The 21,618-nt window shown below is 62.8% G+C and carries 20 protein-coding genes and 2 tRNA genes; 5 read left to right on the top strand and 17 right to left on the bottom strand.

What is annotated here, in order from left to right; genetic code table 11:
- The first annotated feature begins 77 nt into the window (after positions 1-77).
- The 4 genes from EPK82_RS02005 (at position 78) to EPK82_RS02020 (ending at position 4,689) form a co-directional block, all read left to right on the top strand.
- Positions 78-1,094, top strand: a complete 1,017-nt coding sequence (locus EPK82_RS02005) for a class I SAM-dependent rRNA methyltransferase (RefSeq protein WP_134675643.1) — start codon at positions 78-80, stop codon at positions 1,092-1,094.
- A gap of 88 nt (positions 1,095-1,182) precedes the next feature.
- A complete protein-coding gene (locus tag EPK82_RS02010) occupies positions 1,183-4,071 on the top strand; it encodes a DUF748 domain-containing protein (RefSeq protein ID WP_134675644.1) in 2,889 nt (962 codons plus the stop codon).
- Entirely contained in the window at positions 4,071-4,373 is a 303-nt protein-coding gene (locus tag EPK82_RS02015; RefSeq protein WP_080757029.1) for a DUF2845 domain-containing protein, read from the top strand. Before EPK82_RS02010 ends, EPK82_RS02015 begins: the two co-directional genes overlap by 1 nt.
- A 13-nt stretch (positions 4,374-4,386) precedes the next feature.
- Positions 4,387-4,689 (top strand): DUF2845 domain-containing protein, encoded by a 303-nt coding sequence (locus tag EPK82_RS02020; protein ID WP_037050795.1) that lies wholly within the window; start codon positions 4,387-4,389, stop codon positions 4,687-4,689.
- 135 nt (positions 4,690-4,824) lie between these two features.
- Here EPK82_RS02020 and EPK82_RS02025 read toward each other — a convergent pair whose 3' ends face one another.
- The 17 genes from EPK82_RS02025 to rlmE all read right to left on the bottom strand — a co-directional run bounded on the left by EPK82_RS02025 (position 4,825) and on the right by rlmE (position 21,198).
- Positions 4,825-5,022, bottom strand: coding sequence for a CsbD family protein (locus EPK82_RS02025; RefSeq protein ID WP_047588204.1), 198 nt, complete (start codon positions 5,020-5,022; stop codon positions 4,825-4,827).
- Positions 5,023-5,078: 56 nt separating this feature from the next.
- Positions 5,079-5,429, bottom strand: a complete 351-nt coding sequence (locus EPK82_RS02030) for a BON domain-containing protein (protein WP_037050801.1) — start codon at positions 5,427-5,429, stop codon at positions 5,079-5,081.
- A gap of 424 nt (positions 5,430-5,853) precedes the next feature.
- On the bottom strand, positions 5,854-7,962 hold the full coding sequence (gene pnp, locus EPK82_RS02035) for a polyribonucleotide nucleotidyltransferase (protein WP_037050803.1): 2,109 nt from the start codon (positions 7,960-7,962) through the stop codon (positions 5,854-5,856).
- A gap of 172 nt (positions 7,963-8,134) precedes the next feature.
- Positions 8,135-8,404: a 30S ribosomal protein S15 gene (rpsO, locus tag EPK82_RS02040; protein WP_004424394.1), complete on the bottom strand. Its 270-nt coding sequence runs from the start codon at positions 8,402-8,404 to the stop codon at positions 8,135-8,137.
- Between the two features lie 222 nt (positions 8,405-8,626).
- Positions 8,627-9,547, bottom strand: a complete 921-nt coding sequence (gene truB, locus EPK82_RS02045; RefSeq protein WP_037050805.1) for a tRNA pseudouridine(55) synthase TruB — start codon at positions 9,545-9,547, stop codon at positions 8,627-8,629.
- A 2-nt stretch (positions 9,548-9,549) separates the two neighbouring features.
- Positions 9,550-9,939 (bottom strand): 30S ribosome-binding factor RbfA, encoded by a 390-nt coding sequence (gene rbfA, locus EPK82_RS02050; protein WP_037050808.1) that lies wholly within the window; start codon positions 9,937-9,939, stop codon positions 9,550-9,552.
- Between the two features lie 123 nt (positions 9,940-10,062).
- Positions 10,063-12,552: a translation initiation factor IF-2 gene (infB, locus tag EPK82_RS02055; protein WP_037050811.1), complete on the bottom strand. Its 2,490-nt coding sequence runs from the start codon at positions 12,550-12,552 to the stop codon at positions 10,063-10,065.
- Between the two features lie 27 nt (positions 12,553-12,579).
- Entirely contained in the window at positions 12,580-14,061 is a 1,482-nt protein-coding gene (gene nusA, locus EPK82_RS02060) for a transcription termination factor NusA (protein WP_037050815.1), read from the bottom strand.
- A 159-nt stretch (positions 14,062-14,220) separates the two neighbouring features.
- Entirely contained in the window at positions 14,221-14,679 is a 459-nt protein-coding gene (gene rimP / locus EPK82_RS02065) for a ribosome maturation factor RimP (RefSeq protein ID WP_037050820.1), read from the bottom strand.
- A gap of 128 nt (positions 14,680-14,807) precedes the next feature.
- Positions 14,808-14,884: transfer RNA gene (locus EPK82_RS02070), tRNA-Met, on the bottom strand.
- A gap of 96 nt (positions 14,885-14,980) precedes the next feature.
- Positions 14,981-15,066: transfer RNA gene (locus tag EPK82_RS02075), tRNA-Leu, on the bottom strand.
- Positions 15,067-15,073: 7 nt separating this feature from the next.
- Positions 15,074-15,451 carry a preprotein translocase subunit SecG gene (gene secG, locus EPK82_RS02080; protein WP_037050822.1) on the bottom strand — a complete coding sequence of 126 codons (378 nt, stop codon included), beginning with the start codon at positions 15,449-15,451 and terminating at the stop codon, positions 15,074-15,076.
- Positions 15,452-15,454: 3 nt separating this feature from the next.
- A complete protein-coding gene (gene tpiA, locus EPK82_RS02085) occupies positions 15,455-16,210 on the bottom strand; it encodes a triose-phosphate isomerase (RefSeq protein WP_134675645.1) in 756 nt (251 codons plus the stop codon).
- A 65-nt stretch (positions 16,211-16,275) separates the two neighbouring features.
- Positions 16,276-17,613, bottom strand: coding sequence for a phosphoglucosamine mutase (gene glmM, locus EPK82_RS02090; protein WP_037050825.1), 1,338 nt, complete (start codon positions 17,611-17,613; stop codon positions 16,276-16,278).
- Positions 17,614-17,626: 13 nt separating this feature from the next.
- Positions 17,627-18,478 (bottom strand): dihydropteroate synthase, encoded by an 852-nt coding sequence (gene folP / locus EPK82_RS02095; protein ID WP_134675646.1) that lies wholly within the window; start codon positions 18,476-18,478, stop codon positions 17,627-17,629.
- An 8-nt stretch (positions 18,479-18,486) separates the two neighbouring features.
- Positions 18,487-20,400, bottom strand: coding sequence for an ATP-dependent zinc metalloprotease FtsH (gene ftsH, locus EPK82_RS02100; RefSeq protein ID WP_037050830.1), 1,914 nt, complete (start codon positions 20,398-20,400; stop codon positions 18,487-18,489).
- A gap of 174 nt (positions 20,401-20,574) precedes the next feature.
- Complete coding sequence (rlmE, locus tag EPK82_RS02105; protein ID WP_037050834.1) at positions 20,575-21,198, bottom strand: 23S rRNA (uridine(2552)-2'-O)-methyltransferase RlmE; 624 nt, start codon at positions 21,196-21,198, stop codon at positions 20,575-20,577.
- A gap of 90 nt (positions 21,199-21,288) precedes the next feature.
- On the opposite strand from rlmE, the gene yhbY reads away from it, so the two are divergent.
- Complete coding sequence (gene yhbY / locus EPK82_RS02110) at positions 21,289-21,600, top strand: ribosome assembly RNA-binding protein YhbY (RefSeq protein ID WP_037050836.1); 312 nt, start codon at positions 21,289-21,291, stop codon at positions 21,598-21,600.
- Positions 21,601-21,618: the final 18 nt, after the last annotated feature.

Below are 21,618 nucleotides of genomic sequence, written 5' to 3' on the forward strand. Positions count from 1 at the left end.
AGCGGCACGACCCCGCGCGGAAGCCAGGCGGATTTCTTGCTAGACTGCCGCCCTTTCACCGTCCCGAGATGCCGCGCATGTCCGCTCTTGACCAGGCGCTGCGCGCCGCCCTCGCCGCCCGCGAACACCTTCTGCCCGAACTGCACGCCCAGGGCACCAACTGTTACCGCCTGTTCCATGGCAGTCAGGAAGGGGCTCCGGGCCTGACCGTCGACCGCTACGGCCCACAGCTGCTGGTACAGAGCTTCCACCAGCCGTTGCCGACAGATGACCTGCAGCGCCTCGCCGACATCGTCGAGCGTCACCTGGGCCAGCCCCTGCTGCTGGTCTACAACGACCGCAGCAGAGGCAACTCGCGCATCGACCGCGACCCCACGCTGTTCCAGCCCACGGAGGCGGCGCTGGAAGATCTGCTCGGCCAGGAATGGGGGCTCAACTACCGGGTCCGCGGCCGTCACGCGGGGCAGGACCCACTGCTGTTCCTCGACCTGCGCAACGCACGTGGCTGGATCAAGGCCAACAGCGCCGGCAAGTCCGTGCTCAACCTTTTCGCCTACACCTGCGGGGTCGGCCTGAGCGCGGCGGCCGGCGGCGCCCGGGACGTGACCAACCTCGACTTCGCCCAGGGCAACCTCGCCGTGGGCCGCGAGAACGGTGCCCTCAACCCCGGGCTGCCAGGCATGCAGTTCATCCAGTCCGACTACTTCCCGGCGATTCGCCAGTTCGCCGGCCTGCCGATCAGCAGTCGCCGCGGGCAAAAGCTGCCGAGCTATCCGCGCCTGCAACCGCGCCAGTTCGACCTGGTGTTTCTCGACCCACCAGCCTGGGCCAAGAGCGCCTTCGGTACCGTCGACCTGCTGCGCGACTACCAGAGCCTGCTCAAGCCGGCGCTGCTGGCCACCGCAGACGGCGGCACCCTGGTGTGCTGCAACAACCTAGCGAAGGTGGAAATGGACGATTGGCGCCAGCAGGTGCTGCGCTGCGCCGAGAAACTCGGCCGCCCGGTGCGCGAGTGCCAGGTGATCGCACCCGCGGGCGATTTCCCCTCGCATGACGGCAAGCCACCGCTGAAAACGCTGATCCTGCATCTCTGATCGCCGAGCGGGACGCAAGCACGACCGGAACTGAACCGCCGTGCCATACTCCAAGTCGTCTCCCCGTCTGGATAGATGTCGCCAAGCCATGCCCAAAGGACTGAAGCGCGCGCTGAGCGCACTCGTGATCACCGTATTCCTCTACAGCCTGATCGGTTTCCTGATCGTGCCGGGCATCGCCCTGCGCGTCGTCAACCAGCAATTGGCCAACTATGCCAGCGTGCCCGCCACGCTGGAGCGCGTGCAGCTCAACCCGTTCAGCCTCGAACTCAGCCTCTGGGGACTGCGTATCGGCGACAGCGGCGAGGAACAGCTGAGCTTCCGGCGCCTTTACGCCAACCTGCAGAGTGACAGCCTGTGGACGGGGGCGCTGCACCTGAGCGAGGTGCAGCTCGATGGTGCGCGCACCGAGGTCCTGTTCGCGAAGGACGGCACACTGAACCTGACCCAACTGTTCAAGCTGCCGGCAAGCGAGCCGCAGCCGGAGTCCGCCAGCAGCGAACCGTTCCCGCTGCGCATCGACGGCATCCGCCTGCGCGAGAATGCTCTGCGCTTCCAGGACCTGCGCCCCAGCGAACCAGTGGAGTTCGCCTACGACAAGCTCGACCTCGAGCTGCACAACCTCAGCACGCTGGCCGGTGACAACGCGCAGATGACGCTCGCCGCGAGCGGCCCGAACGGGGCGCAGATCGACTGGCGCGGGCAGATCAGCCTGACGCCGATCACTTCCAGCGGCAGCCTGAGCGTCAGCGACGGCCACCTGAGCACCTTCTGGCCCTACGTCCGTGACGCCGTGCCGCTGGTGCTCAAGGACGGCCAGGTCGATGTCAGTGCTGACTACCACCTCGACCTCTCCGACGGCACCGCGTTGCAGCTGAGCAAGCTCAAGCTGCAGCTGGCCCCTTTCGCCATCGACGACCCCGCCGGCAAACCGCTGGTCAGGCTGCAGCGCCTGGACGTCGACGACAGCACGCTGGACCTGGCCAAGCAGCAGGTGGTGATCGGCCAGGTGCGCAGCCAGGGCCTGGAAGCCTGGGCGGCGCGCGAAGCCGACGGCCAACTGGACTGGCAGAAGCTGTTCGCCAAACCGGCATCCGCGCAACCAGCAGCCGCCGGACAGGCGGAGCCCGAGGGCAGCGACGAGAGCAAGCCCTGGCAGGTGCTGCTGCAGGATGTGCAACTGCGTGACTACAAGGCTCATCTGGCGGATCGCGTTCCCGAGCAGGACGTCGCCGTCGAGGTCGGGCCGCTGAACCTCGACCTGAAGAACTTCGACAGCCTGGGCGACAAGCCCTTCGACCTCCGCCTCGATACCAGCCTGGGCAAGCAAGGCAAGCTGCAGGCGTCGGGTGATGTGCAACTGAGCCCCACCAGCGCTCGCCTCAAGGTCACCACTGAAGACATCGACCTGCGCCTCGCCCAAGCCTACCTGAGCCCCTTCATCCGCCTGGAACTGCGCAGCGGGATGCTCGGCAGCGACCTCGACGTGCAGCTCAAGAGCACCGAGCCGCTGGCCCTCAGCGTGACCGGCAACGCCAGGATCGACCAGCTGCACACCCTCGACACCCTGCGCGAGCGCGACTTCGTGCGCTGGAAGCAGGTGCGGGTCAATGGCCTCGACTATCGTCATGGCGAAAGCCTGGCCATCGAGCGGGTCGAACTGGACCAGCCCTACGCGCGCTTCGTGATCAACGAGAACCTGAGCACCAACGTCAGTGAGCTGATCGTGCCGCAACCGGCGGCGGCCGGGGACAAGGTCGAGGATGGCAAGCCACTGGCGATCCATATCGGTGGCGTGGCCATCAACGACGGCTCGGCCAACTTCGCCGACTTCAGCCTGACCCCGAGCTTCGCCACCGCCATCCAGCAGATGAATGGCCACATCGGCGTGCTCGACAACCAGAAACCGCAGGCCGCCAACGTCGACATCAAGGGCAAGGTCGATCGCTACGCGCCGATGAGCATCAAGGGCAAGCTGACGCCGTTCGATCCACTCAACAGCCTGGATATCGCCACCAGCTTCAAGAACGTCGAGCTGACCACCATCACCCCCTACTCCGGCAAGTTCGCCGGTTATCGCATCCGCAAGGGCCGCCTCAACCTCGACCTGCACTACCGCATCGAGCAGGGCCAGCTCAATGCCGAGAACAAGGTGCTGGTGGAAAACCTGCAGCTGGGCGAAAAGGTCGACAGCCCGGATGCCGTGGACCTGCCGATTCGCCTGGCAGTCGCGCTGCTCAAGGACACCCAGGGCCGCATCGCCATCGAGCTGCCGGTCCAGGGCGACCTCAACAACCCGCAGTTCAGCGTCATGCCCATCGTCTGGCAGACCCTGCGCAACCTGGTGCTGCGCGCCGCCCAGGCGCCGTTCAAGTTCGTTGCCGGGCTGGTCAGTGGCGGCGGCGATACCGACCTGAGCACGGTGCCCTTCGACGCCGGCTCCGCCGACCTCGACGCGGACGCCCGCCAGGCACTGGATACCCTCGCCAAGGCCCTGCAGGAACGTCCAGCACTGCGCCTGGAAGTCGAAGGCCAGAGCGCGGCGAAAGCGGATGGCCCGCTCCTGGCCGAGCAGCGCCTGCAACGCGAATTCCAGGACACCTGGTACAAGGTGCTGCAACGCCGCGGTGACAAGGTCCCGGCGAGTGCCGATGAGCTCGAGGTGGGCGAGGACGAACAGGCGGCGCTGCTCGAAGGCATCTACCGCACCCGCCTGAAACAGCAGCCACCCGCCGAGTGGGCCGAGCTGGATGCGCAACAACGCACCCAGAACATGCGCCAGGCCGTGCTGGACTCCTGGGCCCAGAGCAAGCTGCTGCTGCGCCAGCTGGCGCAGCAACGGGCAGCGGCGATCAAGGCCTATCTGGTCGAGCAAGGGAAGCTGGACGACGAACGGGTCTACCTGATCGATGTCAATCTGGGAGAACCCGAGTCCAATGGACGTGTACTGACGCCCCTGCACCTGGATAGCGCATGATGAAACACCCTCGACTGCTGGTACTGGCAACGCTGCTGGCGAGCATCGGCAGCCCTCTCGTGCATGCGGAAACGATGCGCTGCGGCAGCCAGCTGGTCAGCCTGGGAGATCGCGCCTTCGAAGTGGAGCGCAAGTGCGGGACGCCGGTGTACCGTGACCCCATAGGCTATACGCTGGGCAGCTACGACAGGCGCGAGTACCGGATCGAGGAGTGGGTGTATGGCCCTACCAACGGCATGCTCAGCATCCTGCGTTTCGAGGGCAACCGCCTGGTGGAAATCGAACGCCGCCGAGAGCACTGACAAGGAGTTCACCGTGCCCAAGCGCAACCATCTGCTCTGGCTACTGCTGCTGCCCGTCCTGGCGCAGGCGTCTTCCACCTACCGCTGCGGTAGCGCGCTGGTGAGCAAGGATGCGCCGACCAGCGAGGTCCAGCACAAGTGCGGCGAGCCCGTCAGCCGGGACTTTCTCGGCTACAAGGAAGTCACCGATGCCTACGGCTTTCGCAACGAGGTGAACGTGGAAGAGTGGATCTACGGCCCCAGGAACGGCATGTACCACTTCCTGCGTTTCGAGGGCGGTCGCCTGACCGATATCCGCAGCAAGCGCGGAGGTTGATGCCGCCTCGCCACCGGGCGAGCTGGTGAATCCCGGATACGGAAAGGCCCCGCCAGATTCACCGGCGAGGCCTTTCGACATCCGTGCCCATCGCTATCCGTGCGACCCGGCATCCTTGCCCACGGCTATCCCTGCCTAGAGCTTGTCGCTGAAATCGCGCAGCTCCTGCTGGGCCTTTTCCTTGGTCCAGCCGTAACGCTCCTGCAGCTTGCCGGCCAGGTATTCGCTGTGGCCCTCGGCGACGTCCACGTCGTCATCGGTCAGGTTGCCCCAACGCTCCTTGATGCGACCGTTGAGCTGCTTCCATTTGCCTTTGATGATGTCGCTATTCATGGTGGTTCTCCCAGAACTCAAGAGGGGGCCGGGTGTGGACCCGGCCGGCTCGGGTATCAGTCGGCGGTCTTCAGGGCATCGGCGGACACATCACGCACACCCTCGATTTCCTTGGTCTTGGCGATGGCCAGATCACGTTCGGCATCGGTGGCCACTACACCGGAAAGGGAAACCACGCCCTGGTTGGTCTCGACCTTGATGTCCAGCGCGCTCAGGTCCTTGTCGGCGACGAAGGTGGATTTGACCTTGCTGGTGATCCAGGTGTCGGATACCGCCTGCTCGGCTTTGTCCACGGTGTCGTTGGCCGCCAGCATGGTCGGCTGAGCGAAGGCTGCCGAGGCGAGCGGCAGGCTCAGCGCAGCGGCGGTCAGGGTGGCGGCGGCAAAACGGGTGATTGGCTGTTTCATGGTTGACTCCTGTACATTCCAGACAATCTGCAAACCAACTCCTGGCTGCAGGTTCACCAGTACTATCGCAAGCGCTGTGCCAGCTTTTCAGAAAACAAAAAATCCTTTAATAACAACAAGTTAATTAAACCTGTCGATACGACGCGAATTGCATTTCGCCGAGTCCGGAAAAAACCCTCGGGCAATTTGCATGATCTCTGGCAAGGCAAAGGCGAACACGCACACAGCCACGCAGCCGACCCGCGTAACGCTGGTACAGGCTGCCGGCGAGGCCCGCTAAAAGCCCGGACGCCAGGCGCAGGAAATTGCCGGGAGCGCTTGCTGCAGTCGCCTGGCGACGGCCCACCGGGCTGTCGCGAGGAATCGCAGGCAATAAAAAAGGGCCCCCGCAGGAGCCCTTCTGTTCAAGCCAGCGAAGGATCGCTTAGACGCCGGAGGCCTCGGCGGCCGCTACGTCCTTGATCGACAGCTTGATACGGCCGCGGTTGTCCACGTCCAGAACCAGTACCTTCACTTCCTGGCCTTCCTTCAGTACGTCGGTGACCTTCTCCACGCGCTGATCGCTCAGCATGGAAATGTGCACCAGACCGTCCTTGCCCGGCAGGATGTTGACGAAGGCGCCGAAGTCGACGATGCGCTCGACCTTGCCGACGTAGATCTTGCCGATCTCGGCTTCCGCGGTGATGGCCAGAACGCGCTGCTTGGCAGCCTCGGCCGCTTCCTTGGTTTCGCCGAAGATCTTGATCGAGCCGTCGTCTTCGATGTCGATCGAAGCCTTGGTCTCTTCGCAGATACCACGGATGGTGGCGCCACCCTTGCCGATCACGTCGCGGATCTTGTCCTGGTCGATCTTCATCGCCAGCATGGTCGGGGCGTTGGCCGACAGCTCGGTACGCGACTGGGCGATGACCTGGTTCATCTGGCCGAGGATGTTCAGACGGGCTTCCAGCGCCTGCTCCAGCGCCTGCTCCATGATCTCTTCGGTGATGCCCTGGATCTTGATGTCCATCTGCAGCGCGGTGACGCCCTTGGCGGTACCGGCTACCTTGAAGTCCATGTCGCCCAGGTGGTCTTCGTCACCGAGGATGTCGGTCAGAACGGCGAACTTCTCGCCTTCCAGTACCAGACCCATGGCGATACCGGCAACCGGCGCCTTCATCGGCACACCGGCGTCCATCAGCGCCAGGGAAGCGCCGCAGACCGAAGCCATGGAGGACGAACCGTTGGACTCGGTGATTTCCGATACCACACGGATGGTGTACGGGAACTCGTCGTCCTTCGGCAGCATGGCAGCGACGCCACGACGGGCCAGGCGGCCGTGACCGATTTCGCGGCGGCCAGCGCCACCCATGCGACCACACTCACCGACCGAGAACGGCGGGAAGTTGTAGTGCAGCATGAAGGGGTCTTTCTTCTCGCCTTCCAGGGTATCCAGCAGCTGTGCGTCGCGGGCGGTGCCCAGGGTGGCGACGACCAGCGCCTGAGTTTCACCACGGGTGAACAGCGCCGAACCGTGGGTCTTGTCCAGCACGCCGACTTCGATCTTCAGCGGACGCACGGTGCGGGTGTCGCGACCGTCGATACGCGGCTTGCCATCGACGATGTTCTGGCGAACGGTGCGGTATTCGATCTCGCCGAAAGCGGCTTTGACTTCGTCAGCCGGGAACTGACCTTCGCCTTCGCCGGCCAGGGCCGCGACGACTTCATCACGCAGCTCGCCCAGACGGTTGTAGCGGTCCTGCTTGATGGTGATGGTGTAGGCCTGGCTGATGGCGGCGCCGAACTGGCTGCGGATGGCGTCCAGCAGCGGAGTGTTGGCGGCCGGAGCCTGCCAGTTCCAGGTCGGCTTGCCAGCTTCGGCAGCGAATTCCTTGACGGCCTGGATCACGGCCTGGAATTCCTGGTGGGCGAACAGTACGGCACCGAGCATCTGGTCTTCGGTCAGCTCCTGGGCTTCCGACTCGACCATCAGTACGGCGGTTTCGGTACCGGCCACGACCATGTCCAGGCTGGACGCCTTGAGCTGCTCGTAGTTGGGGTTCAGCAGGTAGCCGGTATCCGGGTGGAAGGCTACGCGCGCGGCACCGATCGGGCCGTTGAACGGAATGCCGGAAACGGCCAGGGCAGCGGAGGTACCGATCATGGCGGCAACGTCCGGATCGGTCTTCTTGCTGGTGGAAACGACGGTGCAGACGACCTGCACTTCGTTCATGAAGCCTTCGGGGAACAGCGGACGGATCGGACGGTCGATCAGGCGCGAGGTCAGGGTTTCCTTCTCGCTCGGACGGCCTTCACGCTTGAAGAAGCCGCCAGGAATCTTGCCGGCTGCGTAGGTCTTCTCCTGGTAGTGCACGGACAGCGGGAAGAAGCCTTTGCTCGGGTCGGCGCTCTTGGCACCCACGACGGTCACCAGCACGGTCACGTCGTTGTCGACGGTCACCAGCACGGCACCGCTGGCTTGACGGGCAATACGGCCAGTCTCGAGGGTTACGGTCGACTGACCGAACTTGAATTGCTTGATTACCGGGTTCACGGTGTTTTCCTTCTCTCTGTTGCCTTGGGGGAAATCTGAAAGCGGCACGGGAGTCGGACCCGATGCATCCTTCGAAAAGCCAAAAGCTGGAAGCCCGGAGCCGCAGGTCGGGGATCATGCCCCGACTTGCCGCTCCGAACTCCCAGCTTCCAACTTGTGCAGCTCGCGTCTATTAACGACGCAGGCCCAGGCGACCGATCAGGGCGCTGTAACGACTGGTGTCTTTACCCTTCAGGTAGTCCAGCAGCTTACGACGCTGGTTGACCATACGGATCAGACCACGACGGCTGTGGTGATCCTTGCCGTTGGCCTTGAAGTGACCTTGCAGCTTGTTGATGTTGGCGGTCAGCAGGGCTACCTGCACTTCCGGGCTACCGGTATCGCCTTCAGCTTGCTTGTAGTCGTTAACGATCTGGGCTTTTTCTTCAACGCTGAGTGCCATGTTGGCTTCCTCTCATCTGGAAACTGCCGAAGCAGTCTCAATAGGCCGGGAATCGCTCCCCGTGTTTTAAAAAGAGGTATGACCGTGCCTACTGACAGCCACCCTCGTAGTACCGGATGACAGCTTCGCCATCACCCCGGCTTCGACCTCGCGGCCGAACCATTCGGTGCCATGCACCGCTATATCTCAGCCCGGCCCCTGAGGCCCGAGCCTGCACCCGTGCTACGCACCGGTGTAAATCAGTCGACGCGGCGCGATGCGCCCGTCGTCGCTCACCTCACCGATGCCGATGAAGCGACCGTTGTGATCCTGCACGCGGACCATGCCGAACTTCGGCGCTTCCGGCGCCCGCACCGGCTGCCCTTGCAACCAGTAGAACGCACTGTGCTCGGAGAACTGCAGCAGCGGCCAGTCCTGCAGACCGCTGTCGACCGGCTGCAGGAAGCGATCGAGCGCTGCATTGCCGCCTTCGGCATGCGCCGCTTCCAGCTCTTCCAGGGTCACGGTGCGTGACAGGTCGAACGGGCCGGCCTTGGTACGCCGCAGTTCGGCGACGTGTGCGCCGCAACCGAGCAGTTGGCCAAGATCCTCGACCAGGGTCCGAATATAGGTGCCCTTGCTGCAGTCCACCGACAAACGCGCCTGCTCACCTTCGAGGGCCAGCAATTCCAGGCGCGCAATAGTAACAGAACGCGCCTCGCGCTCCACTACTTCACCTGCGCGCGCCAGCTTGTAAAGCGGCTGGCCGTCCTTCTTCAGGGCCGAGTACATCGGAGGTATCTGTTTGATTTCTCCGCGAAAACGCGGCAGCAGTGCTTCGATTTCGCTGCGACCAACGGTCACCGGGAGGCGCGCGATCACCTCACCTTCGGCATCGCCGGTGGTGGTGGTGACGCCAAGCTGGGCGACCGTCTCGTAGCCCTTGTCGGCATCGAGCAGGTACTGGGAAAACTTGGTCGCTTCGCCGAAGCACAGCGGCAGCACGCCGGTGGCCAGCGGGTCGAGGCTGCCGGTGTGCCCGGCCTTCTCGGCATTGAGCAACCAGCGCACCTTCTGCAGGGCCGCGTTGGAGGTGAAGCCGCGTGGCTTGTCCAGCAGGATGATGCCGTCGACCTTGCGACGAATACGTTTGACCTGGGCCACGCTTATTCCTCGCCGCCGTCCTGGTGCTTGCGGTCTTCCGCCACGGCACGCTCGATCAGCGCCGACAGCTCGGCACCGCGACGGATGCTGGCGTCGTACTGGAAGTGCAGTTGCGGGACGGTGCGCACCTTCATCGACTTGCCCAGCAACATGCGCAGATAGCCAGCTGCCTCGGAGAGGATCTCCAGGTTGAGCTTGATCTGCTCGGCATCGTCGTCCTTGCCCATCACGGTGATGAACACTTTGGAATGGGACAGGTCTCGGCTGACGTCCACGGCGGTGATGGTGACCAGGCCCAGACGCGGGTCCTTGATCTCACGCTGGATCAACACGGCCAGCTCACGCTGCATCTGGTCGCCGATACGCTGGGTACGGCTGTAATCTTTCGCCATAAAAACTGCCTCAAGCTTCAAGCTCTAAGCTTCAAGCTAAAAAAACCAAAAAGCCAAACGGCAAGCTCAACAGGTAGGCTAGGCCACCTCTTGAAGCTTGCCGCTTGAGGCTTGCAGCTGTGTTTACAGACTGCGCGCGACCTGGACCTTCTCGAACACTTCGATCTTGTCGCCGACCTTGACGTCGTTGTAGCTCTTCACGCCGATACCGCACTCCATGCCATTACGCACTTCGGCGACGTCGTCCTTGAAGCGACGCAGCGATTCCAGCTCGCCTTCGAAGATCACCACGTCCTCGCGCAGTACGCGGATCGGACGGTTACGGAACACGGTACCTTCGATGACCATGCAGCCCGCGACGGCGCCGAACTTCGGCGAACGGAACACATCACGCACTTCCGCGGTGCCCAGGATGTTCTCGCGAACATCGCTGCCGAGCATACCGGTGAGCGCCTTCTTGACGTCTTCGATGATGTCGTAGATGACGTTGTAGTAGCGCATGTCGAGGCCTTCGGACTCGACGATCTTGCGCGCACCGGCGTCAGCACGGACGTTGAAGCCGAACAGCACGGCATTGGAAGCCAGCGCCAGGTTGGCATCGGATTCGGTGATACCACCGACGCCGCCACCGACCACACGCACTTGCACTTCGTCGTTGCCGAGGGTGCTGAGCGAGCCTTGCAGGGCTTCCAGAGAACCACGCACATCGGCCTTGAGGACGATGTTGAGGGTCTTCTTCTCTTCCTGGCCCATGTTCTCGAAGATGTTTTCCAACTTGCCGGCGTGGGCGCGGGCCAGCTTGACTTCGCGGAACTTGCCCTGACGGAACAGTGCAACTTCGCGGGCCTTCTTCTCGTCGGCCACCACCATCATCTCGTCACCGGCATCCGGCGTACCGTCCAGGCCGAGGATCTCGACCGGAATCGACGGACCGGCTTCCTTGATCGGCTTGCCGTTCTCGTCGAGCATGGCACGCACACGACCGTAGTTGACGCCGACCAGGACCATGTCGCCCTGGCGCAGGGTACCGTCCTGAACCAGCACGGTAGCCACCGGGCCACGGCCCTTGTCCAGACGCGACTCGACCACCACACCACGACCCGGAGCGGTCGGAGTGGCTTTCAGCTCGAGTACTTCAGCCTGCAGCAGTACGGCTTCGAGCAGCTCGTCGATACCGGTACCGGCCTTGGCGGAAACCGGTACGTAGGGTGCGTCGCCGCCCCACTCTTCCGGGATCACATCCAGCGCGGCCAGGCCGTTCTTGATGTTGTCCGGGTTGGCTTCCGGCTTGTCCATCTTGTTCACCGCGACCACGATCGGCACGCCAGCGGCTTTCGCGTGCTGCACGGCTTCCTGGGTCTGCGGCATCACGCCGTCGTCAGCAGCGACGACGAGGATGACGATGTCGGTGGCCTTGGCACCACGGGCACGCATCTGGGTGAACGCGGCGTGACCCGGGGTGTCGAGGAAGGTGACCATGCCACGCTCGGTTTCCACGTGGTAGGCACCGATGTGCTGGGTGATGCCACCCGCTTCGCCGGAGGCGACCTTGGCACGACGGATGTAGTCGAGCAGGGAGGTCTTGCCGTGGTCGACGTGACCCATGACGGTCACGACCGGTGCACGGGACAGCGCCTCGCCTTCGAACTTCAGCGATTCGGCCAGGGAATCTTCCAGGGCGTTGTCGCTGACCAGCTTGACCTTGTGGCCGAACTCTTCGGCGACCAACTGGGCAGTTTCCTGATCCAGCACCTGGTTGATGGTCACCGGCGTGCCCATCTTGAACATGAACTTGACGATTTCCGCGCCCTTGATGGCCATTTGCTGGGCCAGATCGGAAACGGTAATGGTCTCGCCAATGGAAACGTCGCGCACGATCGGACCTGTCGGGCTCTGGAAGCCATGCTGGTTGCGCTTCTTCATCTTGGCCTTGCCACGGCCGCCACGGCGGAAGCCATCACTTTCCTCGTCGACGCTACGGGGAGCGACGCGCGGAGCAGGTGCCTTCTCCTTGACGGTCGGGCGATGCTGGGCGTGCTTGCGATCACGACGTTCGTCTTCATCGCGCGCCTTCTCGGGACGGCGCACTTCTTCTTTCTTGCGCTCGACCTCGACGACCGGAGCCGCAGCAGCCGGCTCGCTGGCCGGTGCCGGCGCGGCGACCGCAGCAGGCGCCGCAGCGGGTTCGCTGGCAGTGACCGCCTGGCGCTTGGCCTCTTCTTCGGCCTTGCGCTTGGCTTCTTCCTCGGCTTTCAGGCGCTCGGCCTCGGCAGCGGCCTGCTGAGCTTCCAGCTCGCGCTGCTTCTCGGCTTCGAGCTCCTCCGGGCTGCGCTTGACGAAGGTCTTCTTCTTGCGCACTTCAACACTGATGGTCTTGCTACCAGCAACCTTGAGCGTGCTGGTGGTCTTGCGCTGCAAGGTAATCTTGCGCGGCTCCTCGACCTTGTCGCCGTGACTGCCCTTGAGGTGAGCCAGCAGGGCCTGCTTCTCACTGTCGGTCACTACTTGTTCGGCGCTGCTGTGGGACAGACCGGCTTCACGCATCTGCTGCAGCAGGCGCTCTACCGGGGTGTCGACCACTTTGGCCAGTTCTTTCACCGTGACTTGCGTCATGCATCTTTCTCCTCAGGCCGCAACCGCTTATTCGAACCAGTGGGCTCGAGCGGCCATGATCAGCTTGCCGGCACGTTCTTCGTCGATGCCGTCGATGTCGAGCAGGTCGTCAATCGACTGCTCGGCCAGGTCTTCACGGGTAATCACGCCGCGCAGCGCAAGCTCCAGAGCCAGCGCCTTGTCCATGCCTTCCAGTTCCAGCAAATCATCTGCCGGATGGGCATCTGCCAACTTCTCCTCGTTGGCGATCGCCTTGGTCAGCAGACGATCCTTGGCCCGTGCACGCAGCTCGTTGACGATGTCCTCGTCAAAGCCATCGATGCTGAGCATTTCTTCCATGGGTACGTAGGCAATCTCTTCGAGACTGGTGAAACCCTCTTCGACCAGGACTTGAGCCAGTTCTTCATCGACTTCCAGCTCGTCGATGAAGGACTGCATGATGTCGCCGGTTTCCGCCTGCTGCTTGGCCTGGATGTCCGCTTCGGTCATCACGTTCAGCGTCCAGCCGGTCAGCTGACTGGCCAGGCGCACGTTCTGGCCGCCACGACCGATGGCCTGAGCCAGGTTGTCCTCGCCAACGGCGATGTCCATGGCATGGGCATCTTCATCGACGATGATCGCTGCCACTTCGGCCGGCGACATGGCGTTGATCACGAACTGCGCCGGATTGTCATCCCACAGCACGATATCCACACGCTCGCCACCCAGCTCGCCGGACACCGCCTGCACGCGCGAACCGCGCATGCCGATGCAGGCGCCCTGCGGGTCGATACGCTTGTCCTTGGAGCGCACGGCGATCTTGGCGCGCGAACCCGGATCGCGGGAGGCGGCCTTGACGTCGATCAGCCCTTCGGCGATCTCCGGCACTTCGATACGGAACAGCTCGATCAGCATTTCCGGCGCGGTACGCGACAGGATCAGCTGCGGGCCGCGGTTCTCGGTACGGATTTCCTTGAGCAGGGCACGCAGACGCACACCGACGCGGAAGGTTTCGCGCGGGATGATGTCTTCACGAGCCAGCAGCGCCTCGGCATTGTTACCGAGGTCGACGATGACGTTGTCGCGGGTGACCTTCTTCACGGTACCGGAGATGATCTCGCCCAGACGCTCGCGATAGGCATCGACCACTTGCGCACGTTCGGCTTCGCGCACTTTCTGCACGATGACCTGCTTGGCGGTTTGCGCGGCGATACGACCGAACTCGATGGAATCGACCTTCTCTTCGAGCACGTCACCGATCTTGGCATTGGCCTCGACTGCCTGCGGCATGTCGTCGGTCAACTGGTAGGCCGGGTCCTCGAACTCGGACTCGTCGACCACCGTCCAGCGACGGAACGTCTCGTAGCTGCCATTGTGCCGGTTGATCGACACGCGCAGATCGACTTCGTCTTCGAAACGTTTCTTGGTGGCGGTCGCCAGAGCCAGCTCCAGCGCCTCGAAAATCACGCCGGCCGGTACACCCTTTTCGTTGGATACCGACTCAACAACCAGCAGTACTTCTTTGCTCATCGTACGCCTCGCCTCTCGCAATCCATTGGTTCTGCGCAATCTGCGTCACGTTCACGCCAGTGGCGCTACATTCGTGCACGGCTGCGCTACCTTCACGTCATCTGCGCCCCGTGCCGCGCCAACCATCGCGGAACACGGCAACGACGCAGACAGCGCGTCTCAATCAAATCGGGGGATGATATTGGCCTTGTCGATCAAGTCGATCGGCAACAGGTACTCGTGGTCATCCACCTGCACCACCACGTCCTGCTCCTCCACACCACGGAGAAGGCCCTGGAAGTTGCGCCGCCCATCGAAAGGCGAGCGCAGCTTGATCTTCACCTGCTCACCGACATGAGTCGCGAACTGTTCAAGGGTGAACAACGGGCGATCCATGCCAGGAGAAGAAACTTCCAGCGTGTACTCCGAGGAAATCGGGTCCTCGACGTCGAGCACACCACTGAGCTGACGGCTGACGATCTCGCAATCGTCGATCAGGATGCCATCGGCCTTATCGATATAGACACGCAGTAGCGAATGACGCCCCTGCGACAGGAACTCGATGCCCCAACACTGATAACCGAGCGCCTCGATTACCGGGGCCAACAAGGCCTGCAACTGTTCTAGCTTGCTCGACACTTAACGGCCCTCGTGCATGCTGTGCAAATAAAAAATGGGCGAAACGCCCATCCCTTCAATCCGCATGAATCGCTGCGGACACTGTCTTTCAGCTAACAAAAAGCCCCTGAAAAGGGGCCTGCTGAAACTGGTTGCGGGGGCTGGATTTGAACCAACGACCTTCGGGTTATGAGCCCGACGAGCTACCAGACTGCTCCACCCCGCGTCAAAGCTGGGCCGGAATTATACGGCCACCCCCTGGCGAGGGTCAACCAACACTCCAGCAACAAGAAAGCCCGCTGACAGCGGGCTTTCTTGAGTATGGTACCGAGGAGGGGACTCGAACCCCTACAGCCTATGGCCACTACCACCTCAAGGTAGCGTGTCTACCAATTCCACCACCTCGGCAAAACGGTTACTGCTCTGGAGCCTCCGGCACATCCGAAGATTCGGATGCTGGGGCTTGCTCTTCGAGCACCGGCACGTCTTCGACCGCCGGCTTTTGTTGAACTTCCAGAACCGCTGGATCAGGAAGGCCAACCTGTGTCAGTGCATCAGCTTTTTCTTTAGCAAAGTACGCTAAACCCAAGCTGGTAATGAAAAAAGCTGCGGCGAGTATACCAGTAAACTTACTCAGAAAGGTAGAGGAACCTTGGCTTCCGAATACAGTTGCCGAAGCACCCGAACCGAACGACGCACCGGCGTCAGCACCTTTACCCTGCTGCAACAACACCAGCACCACAATCCCGATCGCACCCAGCAGGTGCAGAACAACAATGACTGTTTCCAGCATTCTTCAGTTTCCTGCAGCGCGACAGATCGCACCGAATTCATCCGCATTCAGAGAGGCTCCACCCACGAGCCCCCCATCGATATCCTGCATGCCGAACAACTCGGCTGCACTGGCGGCCTTGACACTGCCGCCATAAAGAATTCTCAGCCCGCTCGCCACCTCAGCATCCAGCTGCGCAACCTGCGCGCGGATCGCTGCGTGCACTTCCTGAGCCTGCTCAGGCGTAGCGGTCAAGCCGGTGCCGATGGCCCATACAGGCTCATAAGCCACCACGGCCCACTTCAGGGACTCGACACCCAGGGCATCGATCACTGCGGCCAACTGGCCTCCCACCACACCCAGCGTTGCATTCGCTTCACGCTGCTCACGGGTCTCACCGAGGCAGAGCACGGGAATCAAGCCCGCTTTCTGCACGGCCGCAAACTTGCCGACCACCACCTCATCGCTCTCGCCCAGAATCAGACGACGCTCGGAATGGCCCACCAGCACAAGCTCGCAACCGCCATCGACCAGCTGGCTCGTCGCCAACTCACCGGTCAGGGCACCCTGCTCCACCTGCGCCGCACAATCCTGCGCTCCAACCTTCACTGCACCATCCGCCAGACCGTGAACGACCTGGGCGATATGCAGACTGGAGGGAAACACCGCGACATCGATCCCGACAGGCAACTCCTGTCGGCACAGCCCTTCGATCAGCTCTGCGACGCTGGCGCGGGTACCGTGCATTTTCCAGTTACCGGCGACCAAGGGGCGACGCATGTTTTACCTCGTCGATCAAAGAGGGCGCAGATGTTACCCAAGAGCACCCTAGGTAGCAAGCTCAATCAAGCACAGACTTCGGCAACAATCTTAGCTAATTCATCAGCATAGCCACGGACGCTGCTTTCCTCGTCACCCTCGACCATCACCCGCACCAGCGGCTCGGTACCGGACTTGCGCAGCAACACGCGACCGCGACCGGCCATCTGCTCGGTCACACGGGCACACGCATCCTTCACCGACGGGTGCTCCAGCGGATCGACAGCCCCCGAAAGGCGCACGTTGACCAGCACCTGCGGGCACTTCTTCAGGTCGCTGCGCGCCTCGACCAGGGTCTGCTGGCGTCGCTTCAGGGCCATGAGGACCTGCAGGGCGGCGATGATGGCGTCACCCGTGGTGGTGTGCTGGAAGCAGACCAGGTGCCCCGAGTTCTCGCCACCCAGCAGCCAGTTGCGCTCCAGCAGCTCGGCGATCACGTAGCGATCCCCCACCTTGGCGCGCACGAAAGGAATGTTCAGTTGCTCGAGCGCCAGTTCGAGGCCCAGGTTGCTCATCAGCGTACCGACCACGCCACCGCGCAGACGCCCGCGCTCCTGCATGTCACGCGCGATGATGAACAGCAGTTCGTCGCCGTCGACGACCGCACCATATTGATCGACCATCAGCACGCGGTCGGCATCACCGTCGAAGGCGATGCCGAGATCGGCCTGCTGCGCCACGACCTCGGCCTGCAACGCCGCGATATGAGTGGAACCACAGCCATCGTTGATGTTGAGGCCATCGGGCTGCGCCGAGATGACCCGCACTTCGGCACCCAGCTCGCGGAACACGCTGGGCGCCACCTTGTAGGCAGCGCCATGGGCGCAATCGATGACAATCTTCAGGCCCTTGAAGCTGGTGCCGCTGGGCACGCTGCCCTTGCAGAACTCGATGTAGCGACCCGAGGCGTCGTTGATCCGCGAAGCCTTGCCGATGCCGGCAGACTCGACCACGGTCATAGGCTGATCGAGCAACTCCTCGATCATCATCTCGACATCGTCCGGCAGCTTGGTGCCTTCGCTGGAGAAGAACTTGATGCCATTGTCGTCATGCGGATTGTGCGAGGCGCTGATGACGATACCGGCATCAGCCTGGAAGGTCCGCGTGAGGTAAGCGATGGCTGGCGTCGGCATCGGACCGAGCAGCTGCACGTCGGCACCGGCAGCCGCCAGACCTGCCTCGAGGGCGGACTCGAACATGTAGCCGGAGATACGCGTGTCCTTGCCGATCAGGATGCGGCACTTGCCCTGCTTGCGAAATGCCATGCCCGCAGCCCAGCCGAGCTTGAGCATGAAGTCAGGGGTGATCGGAAACTGCCCGACATGGCCACGGATGCCATCGGTGCCGAAGTATTTTCTAGCCATCAGTCTTTCCTTGTTATTGCGCTGCTTCAACCGCAGCGACCATGCGCACCACGTCCACCGTTTCGGCGACATCGTGCACACGCAGAATATGTGCGCCCTTGGTCAGCGCCAGGGCAGCCAGCGCCAGGCTGCCGTAGAGCCGCCCGCCAACCTCGTGGCCAAGCACCTTGCCGATCATGCTCTTGCGCGAGACGCCCACCAGCAGCGGCCGGCCCAGCTCGGAGAGCTCGCCCATGTGCCTGAACAAGGCCAGATTATGCTCCAGCGTCTTGGCAAAACCGAAGCCCGGATCGAGCACGATCCGCTCAGCGGGGATACCGGCGGCCGCGCATGCCGCCATGCGCTCGACGAGAAAGCCCCGCACTTCGGCGACGATGTCCGGGTACTGCGGGTTGTCCTGCATGTTGCCCGGCTCGCCGCGCATGTGCATCAGGCACACCGGCAGGCCGCTGTCGGCGGCGGCGTCCAGCGCGCCATCGCGCTGCAGCGAGCGCACGTCATTGATCAACCCCGCCCCCAGCCTCGCACTCTCGCGCATCACCGCGGGCGTCGAGGTGTCGACCGAAATGATGACGTCCAGCTCACGCGCAATGGCCTCGACCACCGGCGCGACTCGCTCCAGCTCCTCGGTCGGCGACACGACCCGGGCGCCAGGACGGGTGGATTCACCGCCCACATCGATCAGGGTCGCACCGGCAGCGACCATCGCCTCGGCGTGGCGCAAGGCGGCGTCGCGCGCGGTATAGCGGCCACCGTCGGAGAATGAGTCAGGCGTGACATTGAGGATGCCCATCACGTGCGGACGGGACAAATCAAGAAGCCGGCTGCCACAGGGCAGCCGGCTCGGGTGTTGCGCAAAGGACATAGGCGACCTTAGTGCTCGGCAGCAGGACCGCCGATTGGCTTCTCGGGACGACTGGGCTCATCGACCTTGGCCTGCGGCGCACCGGAGTCGCCACCACCATCCCAACCACGCGGCTCGCGAGGTTCGCGGCCATTCATGATGTCGTCGATCTGCTCGGAGTCGATGGTTTCGTACTTCATCAGTGCTTCGGCCATGGCGTCGAGCTTGTCGCGGTTTTCCACCAGCAGGCGCTTGGCCGTGTCGTAGCACTCGTCGATGATGCGACGCACTTCCTCGTCGATCAGCTTGGCGGTTTCACCAGACACGTTGCTGTGCTGGCTGCCCATGCTGCGCCCCAGGAACACTTCGCCTTCTTCCTCGGCGTACATCAGCGGACCCAGCTTCTCGGACAGGCCCCACTTGGTGACCATGTTCTTGGCCAGCTGAGTGGCGCGCATGATGTCATTGGAGGCACCGGTGGTGACGCCATCGAAACCCAGGGTCATTTCCTCGGCGATACGGCCGCCGAACAGCGAGCAGATCTGGCTGATCAGGGCGCGCTTGCTCAGGCTGTAACGATCCTCTTCCGGCAGGAACATGGTCACGCCCAGGGCACGACCGCGCGGAATGATGGACACCTTGTAGACCGGATCATGCTCGGGCACCAGACGACCGACGATGGCGTGACCCGCCTCGTGGTAGGCCGTGTTGAGCTTCTCCTTGTCGGACATGACCATGGTCTTGCGCTCGGCGCCCATCATGATCTTGTCCTTGGCCAGCTCGAACTCCTTCATTTCCACCAGACGCTTGCCTGCACGGGCAGCGAACAGGGACGCCTCGTTGACCAGGTTGGCCAGGTCGGCACCGGAGAAGCCCGGGGTACCCCGCGCGATGACCGCCGCATTGACGTCGTCGCCCATCGGCACCTTGCGCATGTGCACTTTCAGAATCTGTTCGCGACCACGGATGTCGGGCAGGCCCACCACCACCTGACGGTCGAAGCGGCCGGGACGCAGCAGCGCCGGGTCGAGCACGTCGGGGCGGTTGGTGGCCGCGATGACGATGATGCCATCGTTCATCTCGAAACCATCCATCTCCACCAGCAGCTGGTTGAGCGTCTGCTCGCGCTCGTCATGACCGCCGCCCATGCCGGCGCCACGGTGGCGACCCACGGCGTCGATCTCGTCGATGAAGATGATGCACGGCGCGTGTTTCTTGGCCTGGTCGAACATGTCGCGGACACGGGAAGCGCCGACACCGACGAACATTTCCACGAAATCGGAACCGGAGATGGTGAAGAACGGCACCTTGGCCTCGCCCGCCACGGCCTTGGCCAGCAGCGTCTTACCAGTACCCGGGGAACCGACCATCAGCACGCCACGCGGGATGCGCCCACCGAGACGCTGGAACTTGCCCGGGTCACGCAGGAACTCCACCAGCTCGCTGACTTCTTCCTTGGCCTCGTCGCAACCGGCGACATCGGCGAAGGTGGTCTTGACCTGGTCTTCGGAGAGCAGCCGCGCCTTGGACTTGCCGAAGCTCATCGGCCCGCCCTTGCCGCCCGCACCGCCCTGCATCTGGCGCATGAAGAACATGAACACGGCGATGATCACCAGGATCGGGAAGCTCGCTACCAGCAGCTGGGTCCAGATGCTCTGCTGCTCAGGCTGCTTGCCCTCGATGACCACGTTGTTGTCGATCAGGTCACCAATAAGGCCGCCGTCCTGGATCGCCGGACGAATGGTCTTGAAGCCTTCGCCGTCGGTGCGCTTGCCGGTGATCACGTAGCCGTCGACGGTCACGCGCTCGACGCGCCCTTCCTTGACCTGCTCGATGAACTGCGAGTAGCTCAGGGTCTGCGGCTCGCTCGGGCTGGAGAAATTGTTCATCACGGTGACCAGCACCGCCGCGATGATCAGCCACAGGATGAGATTCTTTGCCATGTCGTTCAATTAGCTACCCTCTGAAGCAGGCCTCGTGGCGAAGCGCGCTTCCCATGACGACCAATGATATACCGGCCTAACTTACACCAAACGCCCACATCCCGCAGGCACCGTCTGTAACCCTTTATGAGGGTTGTACTACCTGAGACCAGCAGGTCGGGCCGCCGTTGCAACTCACAACCCGCGAAAGCCCCGCGCCAGCAGGTACTGCTCACGAGATCGATCGCGCGACGACAACGGCTTGCGCATCTGCACCTTGTCGAAGGTGTCGCGCACCTGCCGGTGATAGGTATCGAACCCCTCACCTTGGAAAATCTTGATCAGAAAGTCCCCGCCCGGACGCAGCACGCGTCCGGCCAGGTCCAGCGCCAGCTCGCACAGATACATCGCGCGCGCCTGATCCGCCGTCCTCACCCCACTCATATTGGGGGCCATATCGGAAATAACAAGGTCAACCGGGTTTTCACCGATGGCGGCGAGAATCTGCTCGAACACGGCATCATCGGTGAAGTCGCCCTGGATGAAGGTCACATCCGGAATGCTGTCCATCTCCAGGATGTCGGAGGCGATCAGACGCCCCTTGTCACCGATCACCCGGCTGGTGACCTGCGACCAGCCACCCGGCGCGGCGCCGAGGTCGACCACGGTCATGCCGGGACGCAGGATGCGATCCTTCTCCTGGATTTCCAGCAGCTTGTAGCTGGCGCGGGAACGATAGCCGTCCTTCTGCGCCATCTTCACGTAAGGATCGTCGAAATGTTCTTTCAGCCAACGCTGGCTGGTCTTGGAACGTGCCACTGAAACCTCGGACTCAACGGGTCATGAATAACTGCGCGGGCTCGGGTAAGATAGGCGCCGTTTTCCAGACCGAATTAGGTACTAACGATTATGCCGCTCACTCAAGAGCAGAAGAAACAATTCAAATCTATCGGCCACCACCTGAAACCTGTATTGATCGTGGCCGACAATGGTTTGACCGAGGGCGTGCTGGCAGAGCTGGACCGTGCCCTGAACGATCACGAGCTGATCAAGGTACAGCTGCGCCTCGCCGAACGCGAGGACCGCCAGGCCGCCATCGTGGCCCTGTGCGAAAGCGGCCGCGCCGAACTGGTCCAGTCGATCGGCAAGGTCGCCCTGCTCTATCGCAAGAACCCCAAACCGAATCGCAACCTGTCCAACGTGATTCGCTACCAGGGCTGACACAGGCAGGCGGCGCCA

It is taken from the genome of Ectopseudomonas khazarica (assembly GCF_004521985.1).
In the GTDB taxonomy this organism is placed as follows: Bacteria; Pseudomonadota; Gammaproteobacteria; order Pseudomonadales; family Pseudomonadaceae; genus Aquipseudomonas; species Aquipseudomonas khazarica.